Raw genomic sequence first — 16,315 nt, forward strand, 5'->3', positions numbered from 1 at the left:
CCTCAAAAAGTGCCAGCCGTTGCGGGGATCGGGGGGAAAATTCAGGTACTTTTTCCCTGAAAATTAGGTAACTGACTACCTCAAAATAGGTAAAACCCCACACCCCACACCCTGCCCCTAGGAAAAGCTTTTTGCCGCAAACCCTACATAGGATCGATCAATTTATTTCATCGAAAATATTGCCAGATAATTTAACCAACACCAATTAATGAACCCTGGAATATAACATCGTCGCTATTCTTGGATATATCAGCTAATTGACTAATATTTTCTAACTCAATTGCGGGAGCAGTTCGTTTAATTAAACCAGTTAAAACCTTACCTGGACCCACTTCGATCGCTTTCTTCACACCCACATCTGGCAATCTTAACATAATTTCTCGCCAGCGAACCGAGCTAGTCATCTGCCGGATCAGATATTTTTTTAATTCTTCCCCGTCCTGGGTAGGATTGCTGGGATCGACATTAGAAATCACAGGAACTTTTGCAGACCGAAAATTAACTAATTCTAAAATTTGCTGAAATTGAATGGCAGCATTTTCCATCAAGGGAGAGTGAAAAGCACCGGATACTTTTAACTGGATAACCCGCTTAACTTTCACTTGACCTAATACTAAATCCACCGCTTCAGGAGTCCCAGAAATCACCACTTGTTCAGCACTATTATCATTAGCAATAACTACATTTTCCGTCTGATTAACCACTGTTTCTAGACTGGTGCGATCAAATTTCATTAAGGCGGCCATTTTACCACCTTCGGCCGCATCCATCAAACGGGAACGGTTTTGAACTAGATTTAATCCTGTTTCAAAATTAAACACCCTGGCCGCATATAAAGCGGAATATTCACCGAGACTATGACCAGCAACTAGATCGGGAAAATGACCTTTTTCTTGCAACAAATCCGCTAAAATACTCTCCACCACAAATAAACAAGGTTGAGTATAAAGAGTACGAGATAGGGTTTCTTCATCCCCTTGACATTTTTCTAAAACCGACCAACCAAGGATTTTTGCTGCTATTTCTAATCTCTCTTGGCCAAGTGCGCTTTCCGCTAAATCTCCAATCATTCCTAACGCTTGCGATCCTTGTCCCGGGAATATCCACGCTGTTTTCATAAGTTCTTAAAATAGATAGATAGTTGTGTTTTGGTCAGTTATCAGTTATCAGTTATCAGTTATCAGTTATCAGATGTGAGTTTTTAGTTTACTGGTTACTGTTTACTGGTTACTGAATTAATCTCCCCAACGGAAGATAATCCCACCCCAAGTTAAACCGGCACCAAAGCCGGAAGAAGCAATAATATCACCTTTTTTGACCTTACCACTCCTGACAGCTTCATCGAGGGCTAGAGGAATCGAGGCTGCGGAAGTGTTGCCATACTCGCTGAGATTGCTGATCACTTTTTCGGGAGACAGTTTCAGGCGATCGCTCACCGCGTCCATAATTCTTTGATTAGCTTGGTGCAGAACTAACCAATCGATGTCACTGGTGGTTAAATTAGCCCGATAGAGGGCTTTTTCGATGACCTCTGGCACTTTTGCCACAGCAAAACGATAGACTTCCCGTCCGTTCATCCTTAGGGGCGTATAGGTCCCTTTTTGAACCCTTATCCCCTCCTTAAGAGGCAATTCCTCCCCCTCGTAGGCGAGATTAAGAGAACCATTCTGGCTGCCGTCACTATGGAGTTCAAAACCGAGAATGTTATCTTTTGTATCATTTGCTTGACAAAGAACCGCCCCTGCCCCATCACCAAAAAGGACACAGGTAGCGCGATCGTTCCAATCCACCCAACGGGAGAGAACATCGGCCCCGATAACCAAGACATTGCGGTAAGTACCAGTACGGATAAACTGGGTGGCGGTGACTAATGCCACCAGAAAACCCGAACAGGCGGCGGTGAGATCAAAAGCGATCGCCCGATTGGCCCCGATCTGACTTTGAACCTGGGCCGCACTACCGAACAGATCATCGGGGGTAGAAGTAGCCAAGAGAATCAGATCGATGTCCCTAGGTGACACCTGAGCCATTTCTAGAGCCTTAATAGCCGCTTGGGCTGCTAATTGGCTTAAAGACACCGATTGATCCGCTAAATGGCGTTTACCGATGCCAGTACGACTTTTAATCCACTCATCGGAAGTCTCGACAATTTGGCTGAGTTCTTCATTACTAAGAAATTGCGCTGGTGTGGCCGATCCACAACCGGTAATGACGACTGCTGCCCCGAATCCGTTCAAAATATTCCCCCTTTTTCAGTTATCAGTTATCAGTTATCAGTTATCAGTGGGTCAGTTATCAGTGGGTCAGTTATCAGTGACCAGATTTGAGTATTAGGTAAGCAGTATTAAATAGCAGTTTCCCACCGTCTTTTCACTGATTACTGATTACTGATAACAGCAAAAGGATGACAGCTTAATCTTCACCGTTCACCGACAACTTTTTTAATTGATGATGGTGGTCATTGTAGGCTTGAATGCGCTCAGAAACGCGATTATCGACGGCATTTTTCGCCTGTCGGATGGCGTTAAAAATTGAAGGTGCTTGGGAACTGCCGTGACTGATCACACAGACCCCATCGACTCCAAATAACAGCGCACCGCCGTGTTCGGCGTGATCCATGCGTTGTTTAATCTGTTTAAGATTGGGTTTAATTAAAGCCGTCCCCACTTTACCCTGTATCCCCCTAGGTAATTCTTCTTTGAGAATTTGTAGGATAACTCCTCCCACCGCTTCGGCAAATTTTAACAGGACATTACCGACAAAACCATCGCAGACAATCACATCGAATTGTCCCGATAGCACATCCCGGCCCTCAGCATTGCCGATAAAGGGAATTTGCTGGTTATTTTCTAATAATTCGTAGGTTTTTAGGGCGAGATCGTTACCTTTGCTGGCTTCTTCACCGATATTGAGTAAACCGACTTTCGGATCTTCAACACCCATAACGTATTTACTGTAAATTGTTCCCATTAGAGCAAACTGCTCTAAATATTTGGGTTTACAGTCCACATTCGCCCCGACATCGAGGATAATAACTGATTTACCCGCCAACATCGTCGGCAGCACCGCACCGATCGCTGGGCGATCGATTCCTTTTAAACGACCCAAACGCAGCAACGCCGCCGCCATGGCTGCCCCGGAGTGACCGGCGGCCACCACTGCATCGGCGCGATTTTGTTTGACTAAATCCATGGCCACATTAATCGAGGCCGCTGGTTTGCGACGGATAGCGGTGATCGGCTCTTCGTCCATGGCCACCACTTCCTCCGCGTGGACGATCGTGAGATTCTTGGGACGGGGATGATGCTGGAAATAAGCCTCAATCCGTTCAGAATCGCCGACTAATAATACTTCTACATCTAATTCTTCGGAAGCTCGCATCGATCCCGCGATGATCTCGTTGGGAGCGTAGTCACCTCCCATCGCATCTACCGCGATTCTTGCCCGATTTAATGCCGTTTCTGCCATTGAGTCAGTGGGATAGAAATCTTTAATAAGTTGAGCGGCAGCTCTTGAGAAAAGCTGGCCGATCGAGGATTAGTGTTTTCTGATCGAGCAATTGTTAAAAATTACCAATCATCTCTATACAATAAGGCATCATTGCGATTAAGGAAAAGATGTTCTCAGTTTTTAATTTTGCAGTTTTCGGCTTTCTCTTCGGTTGGCTGGGGGGGCAACCCCAACCGATCGCCAATATTCCCCTAATTTCTTGGCAAAATCAGCCTATTTTTGACCTTCCCACCGCTCCCGATCCCCGGGTGGCGGCGATCGTGGCCGATTATCTGCAAGACTTGACGAAAAAAGGTTTAAACTCTAGTCAACAACGGGTCTTAATTGAGACGGAATGGGCTGATTTAGCCGATCATCAGGGTAATCTACCCGCTTCGGGGGCTTCATTGACTAAAATCGCCACTACTCTCGCCGCCGTGGAAACCTGGCCCCTCGATCATCGTTTTGCTACTCGTTTTTACACAACGGGAGAGGTCAAAAACGGGGTGTTAGAGGGAGATTTAATTATTGAAGGGTCAGGAGATCCTCTCTTTGTCTGGGAAGAAGCGATCGCAGTGGGCAATGGTCTCGATCAATTAGGCATCCGTCAGGTCAAAGGCGATCTGATCATTACGGGTCAATTCGCCATGAATTTTCAAACCGATCCCCTCAAAGCGGGAGAATTGCTGAAAATTGGGCTTGATCAATCGAAATGGTCAAAAGAAAGCCAAAAAGCTTTTCAGAGCCTTCCTAGCGGCACACAAGCCCCACAGGTGAAGATTTTGGGCAGGGTTCGAGCCAGTCAAATTCGCCCCGAAAATGCCCGATTATTATTGCGTCATCAGTCCTTAACTTTAACGGAACTGTTGCGTCAGATGAATATTTATAGTAACAACGTCATGTCAGAAATGTTAGCGGAACTGCTCGGTGGTCCCGCGGCGGTGGACGCAATTAATACTAAAATTACTGGGGTAGGAGCGGAGGAAATTCAATTAATTAATGGTTCGGGATTGGGGGTAGAAAATCGCTTGTCTCCCCGGGCAGTTATTGAGATTCTGAAAGCATTGGATCGCAAGTTAGCCAATCAACCGATCAAAGTAGCTGATTTATTTCCGGTGGGGGGACGCGATACCAAAGGAACTATGCAGTGGCGGGCCATTCCTAAAGGAGTGATGATTAAAACTGGAACTTTAGCCCAAGTTAGCGCCTTAGCCGGAGAAATTCCCACCCAAGAAAGGGGTAAAGTTTGGTTTGTAATTATGAATGCTGGTAGTAGCAATATCGAGGGATTCAGAAATCAGCAGGATCGGGTGTTACAAGATTTAGATCAACACTGGCAAATTCTCCCGGAAGCGACTAAAGGATCGATTCCTGAAAGATCCTTTCTAGGTGATCCCAGTCGAATAAGTCAAGGTTTCTAGAATTGATTGGCTAAGAGGTTATGGTGATGAGCGAATCTGATCGAAGGGAGGGCGTACACTATGGGTCCTCACCAATCATACTGGCTGCAATGTAGGGGCGCAAAGCTTGCGCCCAAGCCGAATTTTTAAGGATAAAAACACATTTGCGGTAAACCAAGGGATTCTTCCCAACCCATCATGAGATTGAGACATTGTACCGCTTGTCCCGATTGTCCCTTAACTAAATTATCGATCGCTGACATCACTATCACTCGATCGGTTCTCGGATCCACTTCAATACCGAGATAACATAAATTAGTACCACAGGCCCACTTAGTTTGTGGATAGACTCCCCCTGGTAGGATTTTGACAAAGGGAGAAGCACGATAAAAAGCATTGTAGATAGTGATCAAATCATCCCGCACCAGATTGGGATCCCGCAAAGTTGCATAGACTGTGGACAGGATACCCCGAACCATGGGCATTAAATGGGGAGTAAACTGGACGCGCACCTCATGACCGGCTAAATCGCTGCAAATTTGCTCAATTTCGGGAGTATGACGGTGTTTTCCCGCTACATTATAGGCCCCGATCGAACTATCTGCTTCTGCCAATAACATATTAATCTTAGCTTGTCTTCCTCCTCCCGAAGTTCCCGATTTAGCATCGATAATCGTGGTTTCCGGGAGAATTAAACCCTGTTTTAACAGGGGAGAAATCGCCATTAAACTAGCAGTAGGATAACATCCGGGGCAACCGATCAAAGAGGCATTTTTAATATCTTCCCGATAAAGTTCCGGTAAACCGTACACAGCCGTAGATGCGATCGCTTGGTCCTGACGTTCCTTGCCATACCATTTACTATAGGTTTCTAGGCTAGTAAAACGATAATCTGCTGACAGATCCAAGACTTTACACCCTTTAGCGATCAAAGGAGGGGCTAAATCACAGGCTAAACCATTGGGTAAACCCAAGAAAACCACTTGACAACGGGAGGCAATTATCTCTAAATCGATCGCCTCCACATTAAGATTAATGCTATGACCGAGATGGGGATATAAATCACTGTAGGGTTTTCCGGCGCTACTATCGCCCCCCAGATAGGCTAATTCTACGAAGGGATGTTCTTTGAGCAAACGTACCAACTGTACGCCACCATATCCGGAAGCGCCGACAATACCCACTGAAACCTTCTGTTCTTGCGTCATTTCCCTTATTCCTAAAAATTCTTATCGTTAATATAACGCTTTAGTATGGCTGAATTTTAGCCTAACCAGTGGGATTTAAATCAAAAAACTTCCTTTAAAAACCTAGTATCTTGGCCGGGTTGTCCCTAAACCGTCAATTTCTTTTGATCAATAGGCAGTTATCTTAATGATGAGGTACAAGGTTTTCCTTTTATGATGCCAAATTAAGTTAAACTTCATCCTTAGGAGAAAGGCTGTAATTCAATCCCCCATATTTAAAATTTTGAGCGCACCGTAAATTCATAATCTCCTCCCGGTTCTAATTGATAATCGTAGCGTTCTAAAAACCGATTCAAGGGTTCAAAAATCAAAGCCCTACCTAGGGAAGGTTGTACTAATAACTTGCCTTGAAGAAAATGCCACTGAAAACGCCATTGATATTGTTCCGTCCGCACTTCCCCCTCTAATTTCCCCGTTTGCCAAGATTGCTTAATTATCCGCACATAAGCCGTGCTTTCTGGTCGATTGCCGCCACTCACCTGAACCCTACCTATAGATTAAATATCAAACATTAAGATAGCGAATTAATCCTTGTTTGTCATTACTTCAGCCAATTTTCTCGACGCTATTCCGGGGAAGTGACTTCATTAACCTTAGAAACCAAGACATTTAATTGAAAAGGTCGCCCCATTTCCTTAGTAATAAATTCTTCCAACAATTCTACCTGTCTGGGGGTAATACTTTCCGCAGTTCTTACGACTAATCTCACCCGGGGAGGCTGCTTGAGCCAATTAATCGAAGATTCCAATAATTCTGCCCGTTGAAAAGTAATCGTTCGTTGTAATAAAGCTTTTTTGATCAGCCTTTCTAAGCGAGCTTGATTAGCCAGAGTTGCAAAACTTATTCCTAAGGGAATTAGCAAAACCGCTGTCAGGATAGAAGTCAAAATTAGAGCGTTACGCGCCCGATGAAAACTAGAATAACCTGCCAGCAAAAAGACCAACAAACAGGCGAGAGCAATGCCTAATAAATTGGTAATATATAACAGAGTCGCCCCCAAACTTAGAATCCAATTGCCTTGGGATAATCCTAAACCAATCGTGCAAACTGGTGGCATTAAAGCCACGGCGATTGCTGTTCCCGCTAAAGTACCTGAAATTTTCGGTTCTATTTTGGCATAACCACTGATTGCCCCTGCCGTAATTGCCACTCCTAAATCTAAAAGATTCGGTTGAGAACGGGCTTGAATTTCACTACCAAATTCAGAAATTCCGATTAATAATCCTAGCAACCAAGCTATCGCTAAAGCGATAATCGTACCAACTAAAATCGCCAGGGCTGACTTACGAATTAATCGCCAACTACCAATTAAACCACCAAAAGCCAGACTACGAATCGGCAACATCAAAGGGGCAATAATCATCGCTCCAATAATCACGGCTGCACTATTGGCAACTAAGCCAAAGGTAGCGATCGCACAAGAACTAACAATCAAAGCTAGATAGGGAAAATCGAGGGACGCTTCTAACCATAAATCGCGCCACATGGCCCGCGATTGTTGCCAGGTCAAGGGTTTTCTTGAGAACCACGAGTGGGGCCGTTCTTTTCTCGTCATTGTGCTGAGGAAGATGGACTTTTATTTTACCGAAATAACACGGGAGCATGAAAGCCATTGTCTTTTTAAGCAATGGATGAAATGCGACTTTTCTAGAGAAAGATAGACCCTCTCTCACTAGCCGAGAAATCCTTTGTCGATAGGGAAGATATAGGAAAAGAACAATTAGCGATCTTTGAAAAGAGGGCGAACGAGGGGACTCGAACCCCCGAGTGGTGGAACCACAATCCACTGCCTTAACCACTTGGCTACGCTCGCCGTACACTTTTTCAAGTATAACACAAGACGAATGGTTGACAAGAGGTTTTTTATCCTAATTCAGGCTATGGTTAGGGTAAGTGAGTGATGATTTGAGAGCTTATGAAATTGGCGCGGTTAGGGGGAATGGTGTTAGGAGTGGTTTTAGGGGTAATTGCGGGTATATTGCTGACAACTAACCCTAATCGTCAAGATTACGAACAATACGCTTCCCAGAGGTTAACTAGCTATCTTAAGGATAATGTCTGCGCTCGGGCGCAAGCTTCCCCCGAGGTGCAAGCTCTCTTACGGGGTTACTGTAAAATGTTGGTGGATACGGGTCATCCTTTTTTACAAGAAGCGATCGCCACTAACACCACTAGAAAGAATTTTCTCATTTTCAGCGTTTATCAAACGGAATTATCGTTCCCTCCCCCTTTACCTAGTTATCAATTCAGCAGCGTCGGTTTTTTGAATAAATTATACATCTACGAAGCTTTAGAACTGTAGTCAGATAATTGAAATTTTCTGAGAGTAAATCCTGATGGTAGTGATTTTATTGTAGCTCAGTGATTGGGATTTCCTCCATTTACGGAAAAAAGCAGACTTTGCCATTCCAAAAGTACAGGAGTCGGGATAGTGAGAGCGCGGGGATTGTCTAGGGGTAGGGAAAGCTCGATCGCTTCGGTAACGGGTAGCTGCGTTAAGATATCCTGCATCTTGTATTGACCAACGTTAGCTGCGGGTGATTCTTGGGCAAAAGCATCCTCAGCCGCTAAAATTTGACCTTTAGCAGTGGTTATCGTTAATCTTTCCGGGTGAAGAAACTCAATCCCCTCTGGAAATCCCACCAAGCGCAAACTAATTTCTACCGTTTCCCCATCTTTAACTCGTTTGAATAACACCACCTGCCAAGGACTACCGACATCATCGCGCAAACTATGACGGGATTGATACAACAGCTGCCCCGGTCCTTCTAGCTGTTGTCTGGTTAGAGCTAGTGCGGACAAGGAAAAATCGATTTGAAGGCTGATAAATACCAAAAAACTGACGATAACACAAAATAATAATAGAAATCGTTTCATAACTTTATTGACATTAGCTAAAAAATGTGATACGAGCTTCGGCGCTTGAGCCAAATTAACATGATTATATCACTATATAGTTAATTATTCAAAAAAAAGCTGCTGTCAAGGGAAGTGGAGCGGCTTTTTTCCGCAAAGACATTGTATGATTGATTAGATAAATTGATAGTTGCAAGTAACTTCGAGATGGCTAACAAACCCGATGAATTTGCTAGAACAGAAATCAGCGATAGTCTGAAAGACGAAGCAGAGCAAGAAATCCGCGAAAAACAGAAAATAGTTGATTACGACACAAAGGAATATCCTGTGGAGGTTTTAGTTCAAAAATATAAAGAGGGTTTAGATGAAGACATCAATGAACTTTATATACCAGATTACCAAAGAGAGATGATCTGGCCAGAAGCTCACCAGTCGAAGTTCATTGAATCAATTTTTTTAGGACTACCCATACCCTATATTTTTGTGGCAGATTTACGCAAGGACGAGGAAGAAGATTTGGGGAGGTTAGAACTTATTGACGGAACTCAACGCATTCGGACTTTAAGTAGATTTCTCAATGATGAGCTAGAATTATGTGAATTAAAAAAGTTAGAAACATTAAATGGGTTTAGGTTTAGTGATTTACCATTGGCGAGACAAAGGCGCTTCAATCGTTCTACTATTCGCATGATAGTGCTTACAGAAAAAGCCGATGAAGAAGTACGCAGAGACCTGTTTGAACGTATCAATACAGGTAGTATCCCCTTAAATGATATGGAAAAACGGAGAGGTATATCTCCTGGCCCCCTAGTTAATTTAGTAGCAGAACTTGCTCAAGAAGAAAAATTTATCAAACTTTGTCCCTTATCGGAAGCGTCTCGTCGCCAAAGAGAACCAGAAGAATTTATCTTACGTTTCTTTGCCTATTTAGATAATTATAAAAATTTTGGTACAAGGGTCAAGGAATTTGTAGATGAATATCTGGAGGAACATAATACAAATAATCTTGATCAAGAGAAGTTTCGTGAGCAATTTTTAATCATGTTAGATTTTGTGGAGAAATATTTTCCCAATGGATTTTCTAAAGCAAAAGGCCATGTTAGGACTCCCAGAATTCGCTTTGAAGCCATTTCCGTGGGGGTTGCCTTAGCCTTAAAAGAAAATCCCCAATTGGTTCCCAAGTCAATCGATTGGTTAGATTCAGAAGAATTTAGGGAATATACTACTTCTGATGCCAGTAATTCTCGACCTAAAGTAATTCGTCGTATAGAATACGTTCGTGATCATCTTTTGAATTAACTATGCAAACAGTTTTGATCGATTTTCAAGAACGGGTAGAAGAAATTAATAGATATTTCGCATTTTTAGAAAAATTAGAACAGGAAACCCTACAATTATCGGTATTAAAAGATGATGGACAAAGGGAAAATATCCCCCTAGACTCCCAATTAATTAAAACCCTTAAAGCCAATAGTTTTTTACTACTCTATAATCTGGTTGAATCAAGTATGAGGAATGCAGTTATCGCAATTTTTGATGAACTCAAAAATAGAAGAGTTTCCTATAATTTGGTAAGTACCGAAATTAAAAAAATTGTTATTGAAAATTTCAAAAAACGCTCCCCAGAGAATATTCACTCTAACATCAGAGATATTTCTACTGATATTATTGCAGCTGGATTTCAAAGTCAGGAATTATTCTCTGGTAATATTGATAAAAGAGAAGTTAGGAAAACTGCGAGAAATTTTGGATTCTCTTGTGATACTGAATATAACAGGACCAAACATGGGGAAAGCTTGGATATGATCAAGAACAAACGTAATGATTTAGCTCATGGAAATAAATCGTTTGCTGAAATTGGTAGAGATATTACTGTGGAGGAGTTGCTAACAATTAAGGAGGAAGTAATTGCTTATCTGGAACAAATATTAAACAATATTAACCAATATATTACCAGACAAGATTATTTAGATAGATCTCAGATTAATGATCGATAAATATCTGGATATGATTTAAGATACTCAAGGCAATAACTTCAGCTAACTTAACGGGGACAGCATTACCAATCAAGCGACCAATCCGGTCAAAAACTACCGGTTCATTAGGAGATAAAAATTGATAATTTTGAGGAAAAGTTTGTAATAAAGCCGCTTCCCGTAAAGAAATAGCTCGATCTTGCTCTGGATGTCCAAATCGACCATTACCATAGCCGAAAAATTGCGTTGTAATTGTTGGACTTGGTTGCTCCCATTCCATACGACCATAGACACTAGGATAGGTTTTACCACTATTTTTTAAATGACAACTGGCAATTAATTCTTCTGGCCAATCACTCCAAGTACCCCCCGGTTTGGAAACTCGAATACGACGTAAATTTAGTGCAGATAAATTACTGCATTGGTGCAGAGGATCAAAATCAGATTTTTGTCCTGCTTGCAATGGTTGAAGATGAGCGATAGTTGTGCGGACTGTTGCATACATTTCTGGGCTATGAGTGGCAGGAAGTAGATTAATCCTACCAAAGCGTGAAGCCAATAAAATCAAGCGTTTTCTGGTTTGAGGTATGCCATAATCCAGACAATTGACCCTAGAGGATTCAATAGTATAATTTAAGCTAATTAATTTCTGAATAAACTCCTCAAAAACTGAAGTATTCTGTAATTGTGGAACATTTTCCATAGAAACAATATCCGGTTGACAATCTTGCACCAAACGAGCAAAATCTTGGAGAAGTTTCCATTTCATATCACGCTGCTGGTAACGTCTTGAATAAGTAGAAAAAGGTTGACAAGGAGCGCAACCGGCTAAAATCTTCACTTTGCTGCCGTAAAAATGAATTGCTAAATCATCGCCGCTAACATCCTCGATATTTTTTAAAATAAACTGGGCTTTATTATTATGTTCGTAGGGAAATTGACAAGCTGGGTCGATATCATAACCCGCTTTAACGATTAGTCCAGCTTTCTCAAAACCATGGGTTAGCCCCCCGGCCCCACAAAATAGATCCACTGTAGAGATATGGTCAATCAATGACAAGTTTTATATCCTCCGCTCAAAGATAGGGACAACCTTCGATCCTAGCCCATCGATCGAAAAACTACTATTGGGTCCACTGGTAGAAACAAGGTGAACAGTCACAGAACTTAACGGCCTATGATTAAAGAGACGAGGAATCAGAACCCGAAATAAATCCTCGCCCTGCCATTGCCTTGATTCTCCCTGATAATTATGGGACTTTTTGCCCGTTACCAAAACCTCCGTCAGTGGTTTAAATCCCAACACTTCGGACGTAGCGCCACCGATAGTCGTTATGCTTTACTGGTCGCCTGTTTAATCGGAATTCTCTCCGCCCTTGCCGCTATTATCCTGAAATTGGGCATCGGTTGGTTAGGTGGTTGGCGGGTGCATCTAGTAGCCAATTCCTCTCCTTTCCTAGTTTTGCCCCTCGGCGGTTTTCTGCTTGGTTATAGCGCCGGCTGGATTGTGGAACACTTCTCCCCCGCAGCCGCCGGGGGGGGTATTCCCCAAGTAAAAGCAGCCCTAGCTAAATACCCTTTGCCCCTGTCTTGGCGCGTTGCCGTCGTAAAAATGATCGGGGCGATCCTGATCCTTGGCGGTGGTTTAACCCTTGGTCGTCGGGCCCCCACGGTACACATCGGAGCAGCCCTGGCGGCCCAATTAAGCGTCTGGCTGCCCACCAGTCCCGATCACCGTCGTCAGATGATCGCAGCCGGGGCAGCCGCCGGGTTAGCGGCCGGTTTTACTACTCCCATCGCCGGAGTCCTCTTTGTGATCGAGGAATTAATGCGCGATGTTTCCAGTATGACCCTAGAAACGGCGATCGTGGCTTCCTTTACCGGGGCCGTGGTTTCGATGATGCTGCAGAATACCCCCTCGATCATCACTGAATATGCCAATATTAGCTTCTCTGCCCAAGAAATACCCATTTATTGCCTTTTGGGGGTTTTAGCGGGCTTATTGGGGGCTTTATTCAATCAAGGCATCCTTTTTTGTAGCCAGATGCAGCGGCGTTGGCGGTTATCTCTGGCTTGGCGCATCGGTCTGGTCAGTTGCTTATCGGGAACGGTAGTGGCTTTTTTACCCGACTTTTTTCGAGATAATACGGGTTTACGCGAATTTTTGCTGGCAGGGGAATTAAGTTGGCAGAATACCGCCCTCGCTTTTGTGGTCTATTTTTTCCTGACGATGATTTCCTATAGTTCCGGCGCACCGGGAGGACTGCTCGCCCCTGCTTTGGTGTTGGGCTCCTGTTTGGGGTTTCTGGTGGGGGGAATCGAGACGAAAATTATGGGTTTCGGCAGCGAACCTAGTTATGCTTTAGCCGGTATGGGGGCCTTTTTTACCGGAGTAGTCAGGGTTCCGGTAACGGCGATCGTGATTGTCTTTGAACTGCATCACAATTTTAATGTTGTGCTGCCCCTGATGTTGACCTGTGCCGTTTCTTATATCACTGCCGAAAGCATTCTACCCGGTTCTCTCTATCAGCATTTACTTTCCGCTAGTGGTATTATTCTCAACGAGGAAACCCCTGCTAATGATGTGTTAGCCCATCTGTCGGCTATAGATGTGATGCAATCGCAGGTGGAAATTCTGCCGGCGGATTTACCCCTGGGGGAAGTGGTGAAAATTATGTCTCGTTCCCATCATCGCGGTTTTCCCGTGGTGGAACAGGGGCGACTATTGGGGATTTTTACCCAAAGTGATCTGGATAAATGGCGATCGAAAAACAGTCAAACTGTCCTGCGGGAGATCATGACTCCCAATCCGATTACTGTAGCTCCCCAAGCAGCTTTAAGCGATGTTTTATTTCTGTTAAATCGCTATCAGCTTTCCCGTTTACCCGTTACCGATGGTCAAAAACTGGTGGGGATCATCACCCGCACCGATATTATCCGGGTGGAAGCTGATCAATTGGGGGGGGTTTGTCAACTGCCTCAACCCACTACCCCTTCCTATGTGGTTTATCAAACTCGTTCTCCGGCTGTGGGAATAGGCCGGATTTTGTTACCTATTGCCAATCCTGACACCGCTACCGCTTTGTTTAAAATTGCCGCTGCTGTCGCCCGTGAACGCAATTATGAGATAGATTGTCTCTATGTGATTACTGTACCTCGTCTTAGTTCTCCGGCGGAAGTAAAGGTAGATACGCGGGAAGGACGCAAATTACTTCATCGTCTGGAAAGATTAGCGCGACAGCAGAATATCTCTGTTCATACACAAATTTCGGTGGCTCAGGATATCGCCGAAGGGATTTTGGCCACGATTCGCGAACGACACAGCAATTTATTAATTATGGGTTGGACGGGGGAAAGATCCACTACTGGGGCGATTTTTGGGTTTTTAGTCGATACTTTGATCGCCCAAGCTCCCTGTGAAACCATTTTGGTAAAATTGGGTACAAAGGATTGTTTTCCCAATGATCCTAACCTGGAAAGGATTTGGCTGATTCCCACCGCCGGCGGTCCCAATGCCCAACGCGCCTTAGCATTATTGCCTAGTTTGCTGTCTTTGTCCGAGTCTTCGGATTATCCCAAACTTTGGTTATGTAAAATCTATTCTCCGACGGAGTTACTGCCAGATCTGTCTATTTTGGAAGTTTTACAAGCATCTTTACAGAAAGCGATCGCACAGCCAATTGTGCCTTTACCGATTCCTTCGGCCTCTCCAGCCGAGGCAATAATTAATCTGGTGGAATCGGAAGACTGTTCTTTGGTGCTTTTGGGTGCATCTAGGGAAAGTTTGCTCAATCAGTTATTAAATGGCAATATCCCCTCGACGATTGCCCGTGCGGTTAATTGCACTGTGATTCTCGTGCGAGGGGAATTATCAGATTAGGTTATTAGCTAGGCGGAAGCTAAAGTTAAACCGAAGGGTACGGTGTTGTCAATTTTCGCCCCTTGACTTTCCTCTAGGGAATGGGGGTAGAATATTTCCCCCTCTAGTTGACCGTCGGAGTCATCGTCATCCCCATCGCTGATATAAAGGCGTTCACAGGGGATATTATCGGAAAGGATGGCACTGGCCATCATCCCCGTATGAATCTCTAAGAAAGCATCCGCTAGGGTCTCAAATACTAAACGCTGCCCGGGGAAAACCACCCTTTCAAAATACCAGTTAGCAATATTGGTGATGCGAACAATTTGAATATGATTGGTCGCATTGACATAGCAACAAAGAATACTATTTTTCTTGCCGTTGGGGAGGGGATCGAGAATCTGTGCCATAGCAATTGAGGTGATCTTAAAGTGGATTTGTCATCGCTCCTTCACCCTAACATCCTTTGATCCCCGATAGTTGTAAAGATGATTACATTACTCGGATAAAAATCTACCGATAGCTTTTTCTGGTGATAGAAAGCGGTTTTTATTAAAAAATCATTAAATTTAACTAATGCCTAGTTTTGGCTATTTGTCAAGGGGGAAACTACGCTTTTTTGCTGTTTTTCTCAATTTTTTGCCCAGCTATTTAGGGTCAATCCTAATTTTCAGGGAAAAAGTACCTGAATTTTCCCCCTGCTCACTCCCAGCTCTGGTATTTTTTGATTGACAAAAAGTCTAAAATTCTTACCCAACAAGGTTTTTAGATTTATTCAGCCGGCCCTAAGTATGCGCTATCTGATTCTATCTTTTCGTCCCTGTTCGGTAACAATATCAACTACATTGTCAAGTTCACTACCGTTTAGCGGACTAAGCTGCACTGAATTTAAACTGCGTATTGAGAATTTTAGTACAAATGCTCAAACTGCCTCTTGCTGCTCCCCTGCAATCTTAACGAGTAATTTAGATAGTCAAGAGCTTACCACCTAAACTCGGTAGCTGGAAAAAGGTTAATTGTCTCAGTTGCTGATTTTAGCCTCTAGATTAATCATCGAGAATTGAGCAAGCGATCGCATTTATGATCTGATTTTAATTTATTGAGGGTCAGTAAGAATAGCGATAATTGACATTTCTTAAGACCTTATCTCCGACCACTGATAATTAATATTAAGATAAAAAAAAACTTTCTAAAATCTGCTTAGATAAAGATAAATAGCTGGTTATAATTAAATTAAAAATGGATTTTAGGTTCGATCCCCCCTGCCCCCCTTGATAAGGGGGGTGCCGATAGGTGGGGGGATCTGAAAGTTTTCAATACCTACCTACTTAAATATTGACATTTGCCGTTAAATTAGTCAGCAATCTGCTTAGATAAAGATAAGTAGCTGGTTATAATTAAATTTAAAATGGATTTTAGGTTCGATCCCCCCTGCCCCCCTTGATAAGGGGGGTGCCGATAGGCGGGGGGATCTGAAAGTTTTCAATA

At 43.4% G+C, this 16,315-nt stretch carries 14 protein-coding genes and 1 tRNA gene; 5 read left to right on the plus strand and 10 right to left on the minus strand.

The window, feature by feature from the left end; genetic code table 11:
- Positions 1-191 precede the first annotated feature (191 nt).
- From fabD to plsX, 3 genes are all read right to left on the minus strand, one after another.
- Complete coding sequence (gene fabD / locus IM507_RS22090; protein ID WP_271936231.1) at positions 192-1,118, minus strand: ACP S-malonyltransferase; 927 nt, start codon at positions 1,116-1,118, stop codon at positions 192-194.
- Between the two features lie 117 nt (positions 1,119-1,235).
- Positions 1,236-2,237, minus strand: a complete 1,002-nt coding sequence (locus IM507_RS22095; protein ID WP_287637757.1) for a beta-ketoacyl-ACP synthase 3 — start codon at positions 2,235-2,237, stop codon at positions 1,236-1,238.
- A gap of 175 nt (positions 2,238-2,412) precedes the next feature.
- Entirely contained in the window at positions 2,413-3,468 is a 1,056-nt protein-coding gene (gene plsX, locus IM507_RS22100; protein WP_002775371.1) for a phosphate acyltransferase PlsX, read from the minus strand.
- 149 nt (positions 3,469-3,617) lie between these two features.
- Here plsX and IM507_RS22105 point away from each other — a divergent pair, with 149 nt between their 5' ends.
- Positions 3,618-4,910, plus strand: coding sequence for a D-alanyl-D-alanine carboxypeptidase (locus IM507_RS22105; RefSeq protein ID WP_287637758.1), 1,293 nt, complete (start codon positions 3,618-3,620; stop codon positions 4,908-4,910).
- Between the two features lie 125 nt (positions 4,911-5,035).
- Here the strand turns inward: IM507_RS22105 and argC are convergent, their stop codons facing one another.
- The 4 genes from argC to IM507_RS22125 form a co-directional block, all read right to left on the minus strand.
- The gene (gene argC / locus IM507_RS22110; protein WP_287637759.1) at positions 5,036-6,097 is read right to left on the minus strand and encodes an N-acetyl-gamma-glutamyl-phosphate reductase; all 1,062 of its coding nucleotides are present in this window, start codon (positions 6,095-6,097) and stop codon (positions 5,036-5,038) included.
- A 254-nt stretch (positions 6,098-6,351) separates the two neighbouring features.
- Positions 6,352-6,615, minus strand: a complete 264-nt coding sequence (locus tag IM507_RS22115) for a DUF3146 family protein (protein WP_002733391.1) — start codon at positions 6,613-6,615, stop codon at positions 6,352-6,354.
- An 86-nt stretch (positions 6,616-6,701) separates the two neighbouring features.
- Entirely contained in the window at positions 6,702-7,691 is a 990-nt protein-coding gene (locus IM507_RS22120) for a DUF389 domain-containing protein (RefSeq protein WP_002775376.1), read from the minus strand.
- Between the two features lie 185 nt (positions 7,692-7,876).
- Positions 7,877-7,949, minus strand: a tRNA-His gene (locus IM507_RS22125).
- Positions 7,950-8,051: 102 nt separating this feature from the next.
- On the opposite strand from IM507_RS22125, the gene IM507_RS22130 reads away from it, so the two are divergent.
- Positions 8,052-8,438, plus strand: coding sequence for a DUF4359 domain-containing protein (locus IM507_RS22130; protein WP_002793455.1), 387 nt, complete (start codon positions 8,052-8,054; stop codon positions 8,436-8,438).
- A 56-nt stretch (positions 8,439-8,494) separates the two neighbouring features.
- Here the strand turns inward: IM507_RS22130 and IM507_RS22135 are convergent, their stop codons facing one another.
- Positions 8,495-9,013 (minus strand): DUF3122 domain-containing protein, encoded by a 519-nt coding sequence (locus IM507_RS22135; RefSeq protein WP_287637760.1) that lies wholly within the window; start codon positions 9,011-9,013, stop codon positions 8,495-8,497.
- Between the two features lie 186 nt (positions 9,014-9,199).
- Here IM507_RS22135 and IM507_RS22140 point away from each other — a divergent pair, with 186 nt between their 5' ends.
- Positions 9,200-10,291 (plus strand): DUF262 domain-containing protein, encoded by a 1,092-nt coding sequence (locus IM507_RS22140; RefSeq protein ID WP_287637762.1) that lies wholly within the window; start codon positions 9,200-9,202, stop codon positions 10,289-10,291.
- 2 nt (positions 10,292-10,293) lie between these two features.
- Complete coding sequence (locus IM507_RS22145) at positions 10,294-10,989, plus strand: MAE_28990/MAE_18760 family HEPN-like nuclease (RefSeq protein ID WP_287637763.1); 696 nt, start codon at positions 10,294-10,296, stop codon at positions 10,987-10,989.
- On the opposite strand, the gene IM507_RS22150 is transcribed toward IM507_RS22145, so the two are convergent.
- Positions 10,976-12,028, minus strand: coding sequence for a DNA cytosine methyltransferase (locus tag IM507_RS22150; RefSeq protein WP_287637764.1), 1,053 nt, complete (start codon positions 12,026-12,028; stop codon positions 10,976-10,978). The two genes, IM507_RS22145 and IM507_RS22150, sit on opposite strands and share 14 nt — an antisense overlap.
- 192 nt (positions 12,029-12,220) lie before the next feature.
- Between IM507_RS22150 and IM507_RS22155 the strand changes: the two genes are divergently transcribed.
- Complete coding sequence (locus IM507_RS22155) at positions 12,221-14,848, plus strand: chloride channel protein (protein ID WP_287637765.1); 2,628 nt, start codon at positions 12,221-12,223, stop codon at positions 14,846-14,848.
- Between the two features lie 8 nt (positions 14,849-14,856).
- On the opposite strand, the gene IM507_RS22160 is transcribed toward IM507_RS22155, so the two are convergent.
- Complete coding sequence (locus IM507_RS22160; RefSeq protein WP_193960783.1) at positions 14,857-15,237, minus strand: DUF1830 domain-containing protein; 381 nt, start codon at positions 15,235-15,237, stop codon at positions 14,857-14,859.
- Positions 15,238-16,315: the final 1,078 nt, after the last annotated feature.

This window comes from Microcystis sp. M20BS1 (genome assembly GCF_020245305.1).
GTDB lineage: Bacteria > Cyanobacteriota > Cyanobacteriia > Cyanobacteriales > Microcystaceae > Microcystis > Microcystis ichthyoblabe_A.

Excerpts from the sequence above, each read along its gene's own strand:
- argC (WP_287637759.1), bottom strand. The coding sequence starts at position 6,097 with ATGACGCAAGAACAGAAGGTTTCAGTGGGTATTGTCGGCGCTTCCGGA.
- IM507_RS22145 (WP_287637763.1), top strand. The coding sequence starts at position 10,294 with ATGCAAACAGTTTTGATCGATTTTCAAGAACGGGTAGAAGAAATTAAT.
- IM507_RS22155 (WP_287637765.1), top strand. The coding sequence starts at position 12,221 with ATGGGACTTTTTGCCCGTTACCAAAACCTCCGTCAGTGGTTTAAATCC.
- IM507_RS22160 (WP_193960783.1), bottom strand. The coding sequence starts at position 15,237 with ATGGCACAGATTCTCGATCCCCTCCCCAACGGCAAGAAAAATAGTATT.
- IM507_RS22140 (WP_287637762.1), top strand. The coding sequence starts at position 9,200 with ATGGCTAACAAACCCGATGAATTTGCTAGAACAGAAATCAGCGATAGT.
- plsX (WP_002775371.1), bottom strand. The coding sequence starts at position 3,468 with ATGGCAGAAACGGCATTAAATCGGGCAAGAATCGCGGTAGATGCGATG.
- IM507_RS22130 (WP_002793455.1), top strand. The coding sequence starts at position 8,052 with ATGAAATTGGCGCGGTTAGGGGGAATGGTGTTAGGAGTGGTTTTAGGG.
- IM507_RS22120 (WP_002775376.1), bottom strand. The coding sequence starts at position 7,691 with ATGACGAGAAAAGAACGGCCCCACTCGTGGTTCTCAAGAAAACCCTTG.
- IM507_RS22135 (WP_287637760.1), bottom strand. The coding sequence starts at position 9,013 with ATGAAACGATTTCTATTATTATTTTGTGTTATCGTCAGTTTTTTGGTA.
- IM507_RS22105 (WP_287637758.1), top strand. The coding sequence starts at position 3,618 with ATGTTCTCAGTTTTTAATTTTGCAGTTTTCGGCTTTCTCTTCGGTTGG.
- fabD (WP_271936231.1), bottom strand. The coding sequence starts at position 1,118 with ATGAAAACAGCGTGGATATTCCCGGGACAAGGATCGCAAGCGTTAGGA.